Source organism: Rhizobium sp. P1_E6 (assembly GCF_056405875.1).
This window is the reverse complement of record NZ_JBFUBG010000199.1, coordinates 1-3,344: the sequence shown is the minus strand read 5'-3', so window position 1 is coordinate 3,344 and position 3,344 is coordinate 1. Positions and strand designations below refer to the sequence as shown.

General features: G+C 59.0%; 4 protein-coding genes. All 4 read left to right on the top strand.

Annotation, left to right across the window (positions count from 1 at the left end; all coding sequences use genetic code 11):
* The first annotated feature begins 16 nt into the window (after positions 1 to 16).
* The gene (locus AC1D35_RS35180) at positions 17 to 718 is read left to right on the top strand and encodes an ATP-binding cassette domain-containing protein (RefSeq protein WP_477942543.1); all 702 of its coding nucleotides are present in this window, start codon (positions 17 to 19) and stop codon (positions 716 to 718) included.
* Complete coding sequence (locus tag AC1D35_RS35175) at positions 715 to 1,698, top strand: ABC transporter permease (RefSeq protein ID WP_477942542.1); 984 nt, start codon at positions 715 to 717, stop codon at positions 1,696 to 1,698. Before AC1D35_RS35180 ends, AC1D35_RS35175 begins: the two co-directional genes overlap by 4 nt.
* A gap of 67 nt (positions 1,699 to 1,765) precedes the next feature.
* Positions 1,766 to 2,701: an ABC transporter permease gene (locus tag AC1D35_RS35170; protein ID WP_477942540.1), complete on the top strand. Its 936-nt coding sequence runs from the start codon at positions 1,766 to 1,768 to the stop codon at positions 2,699 to 2,701.
* Between the two features lie 160 nt (positions 2,702 to 2,861).
* Positions 2,862 to 3,344, top strand: a 483-nt coding sequence (locus AC1D35_RS35165) for an SDR family NAD(P)-dependent oxidoreductase (RefSeq protein WP_477942538.1), incomplete at its 3' end; no start/stop codon positions are given.

Genomic DNA, 3,344 nt, shown 5'->3' with positions numbered 1-3,344 from the left:
AACCCGCAGTCTCGGTGTGGAAGGCGCGCTCGAAGACATCACTATCGAGCTCCGCCGTGGCGAGATCGTCGGAGGCTTCGGCCTGGTCGGTTCCGGCATCGAAGTTCTCGCCTCTGCATTGTTTGGAGATCGACGGCTCGACCACGGGCAGATTCTCCTGCATGGCGCAGTTCAGGCGCTGCAGACCCCGAAGGATGCGCTGAGGCGAGGGATCTTTCTCGTTCCCGGTGACCGAAAGACACAAGGGCTGACACTCACAAAGAACGTGACCTTCAATGCGACCTTGGCCCATCTCGGCAGGGCTTCCTCGCGATGGGGCGGATGGCTGAGGCGTCGGAAGAACGCTGATACGGTTGCTGGCCTCTTGGAACGGCTCGAACTGCGACCGCCGCATTTGTGGCGCAATGCAACAGAGTTTTCCGGAGGAAACCAGCAGAAGATCGTGTTGGCGAAGGGGCTGTTTCGAGAGGCAGACGTTTATATCTTCCTCGAGCCGACGGTCGGTGTGGATCTTGGCGCGCGTTCGAAACTTTACGACGTGATGCGCAGCTTGTCCGAGCACGCCGCGATCCTGGTTCTTTCCTCTGACTTTGATGAAGTCTGCGGCGTCGCCGATCGCATTTTCTGTCTTTACCGTGGGAGAATGTCCATTCCTCCCAGTTTTGATTTGGCCAGGGACGAGGTTCTCGATGGCGGTCTGGTCGGGAGGCGTCAATGAGTATGAAAGAGTTGCGCGGGCGCGCCATCATGTTTTTAGCGCTCACCATTGTCATCGTCGCCGTCTTCTGGACGATGGCGCCGAGCTACATCTCCCAACGCAATGTCCTGGCAATTCTCAGACAAATGTCTGTCAACGGCATTGCGTCGATCGGGCTGACCTTTGTCATCGTGCTCAGGCGGTTCGACCTGTCCCTCGCCGGCGTTGCCTCTTTCGCCGCCATGACACTGGGCGCCATTTTGGCGGCAACCAACAATCTGTTCCTGGCCTTGATGGGATCGATCTGCGTCGGGGCGCTGTGCGGCTTGTTATCTGGCATTCTGATAACGCGCTTCAAGTTGCCCGACGTCGTCACGACGATCGGCGTTGGCTCGATCGCCACAGGCATGGCGTTCATCTATGGCGTTTCGATATTTTCGAGCCATTTCTTCTCGTCCGGCATCCTGCGGATCAACGACAGCATGCTTTGGATTGCGCCGCTCCCAGTCGTCATCCTGGCGATAACGGCGGCGGTTGCCTATTACCTGTTGCATATGTCGCGATACGGTCAGAGCTTCTACGCCGTCGGCGAAAGCCCCGTCACGGCGCGGCTATCAGGGGTAACGATTGGCACCTATATCGCAGCCGGCTTTGCCATCTGCGGGGCTGCGGTCGGAGCTGCGATCATCCTCAACGTTGCGGCCGTCGGTGCAGCTTCCGTCAATGCGGGAAGTCGCGTTCTCCTGCCGGCCTATACCGCAGTCTATCTCGGAGCTGCATTGTTTGGTGGTGCCACCATTCCGGCGACCCTTGCCGGGGCGTTTCTCATGGCCTTGCTCTTAAACGGTTTCAGCATCCTTTCGATGCCGTATTTCTACAGCGATGCCATCGTGAGCTTCATCCTGATCATGGCGATCGCCGTGTTCAGACCGGAAATTTTGAACCTAATCCACGAGAGGTTGCGGCCACGTGCCCGCGACAAGTCGCTGCTCGAAAGGTGATCTCATGACAAACGAGCTTGTCTCTTCGCCCCCGATCCCGAAAGGATCGAATGCAAAACGAGCCGATTTGTATCTTACGATCGGCCTGCCAACGACGTTGCTGGTTCTGGTCATCCTGTTCAGCATCGCAACGCCGACCTTTTCCCATTCGGACAATCTGACGAGCATGATCCGCTCCGCGAGCGTCTCGGCCCTGATGTTCATGGGACTGACCTGGGTCTTTGCCATCGGCGAAATCGACGTCAGCTTCGTCTCGGTCGCCTCGCTCTGCAACATGCTCGTCCCAGGCTTGGTATCGGACAATTACTCCTGGGGCTTTGCTTGTGCCGCCGCGCTTGTGGCGGGGGCAGCTGTGGGGATCATCAACGGCGTCCTCGTCGCATATCTTCGACTGCCCTCTCTTGTCACGACCGTCGCGACCGGCGGCATTGCAACCGCTCTTGCCGCGGCTGTCGGACACGGATCGTCGATTTCCATCGTGGTGCCGGACGTCCTGCGTTCGATGGAGACTGCGCAGATCGGCCCGATCCCCCTTTTGGCTATCCTCTGTGCTGTTGTCTATCTCGGCGCATGGTACGTGCAGGAAAGACTTCGCGTCGGCCACTACATCTACGCAACGGCCGAGAACCGGCAGGCCGTTGTCGAAGCGGGCGTTCCCGTAAGAGTTATCGTTCTAAGCGCGTTTGTGCTCTCGGCGCTCTGCGGTGTCCTGGGCGGCTTGTTGCTGACGATCGAATTGTCGTCGGGTCAACCCTCGGTCGCCAGCACGCTCTTCCTGGACGGGTTAACTGCGGTCCTGCTCGGCGGAACCATGCTTCGGCTCGGCCGGCCGAATGTGCTCGGGACGCTCTTCAGCGTGCTCGTTCTGACAGTGCTGATCCGCGGCGGCGCCCTGCTCGGATGGACGGATGCGATTTTCCAGACGATCAAAGGACTGCTGCTGCTCGTCGGGATCTTTTTAATCACCTATTGCACGGACGAACAGCGCCACGCTCGAAAGTAGCGTCAGGACCCATGCGCTTTTGCGCAAGCGCGCTTTGTCGCAGACCACTGTGCCGGATCCGGCAAAGGATCTGTGTCGCGGAACCGATTGAATATTTCTTACGGAGCAAACTGCGCAGGTGGCCATCCGCCGAGCCGCGCAAAACCAGGAGACCTATGACATGACACAAGCTGGCAACAAAGTTGCTCTCGTCACGGGAGCAGCGCGCGGGATCGGCCGTGCACTCGCCGTGGGCTTTTCTGAGGCCGGATACGATGTTGCGATCAGCGATCTGAAAAGCCAGATCGACGGCCTGCGGGAAACCCAGGCAGCGATCGAGCGCAATGGGCGCGCCGCCTATCTGCAGACGATGGATGTCTCGGACAAGAAGGACGTCCATTCGGCGGTAGAGCTTGTGCTGTCCGAGGCCAAGCATATTGACGTTCTGATCAACAATGCCGGCATCTTGCGGCCCTCGACGCTCGACGTTCTGAGCGAAGAAGATTTCGACGCGACGATGAACATCAACGTCAAGGGCCTTCTTTTCTGCTGCCAGGCCGTGCTTCCGTCGATGGAGGCGCGGCGGGCCGGTTCGATCATCAATATTGCGTCGATCGCGGGGCGAGGGGGTATACCGACCCAAGGCCATTACGCCGCATCGAAG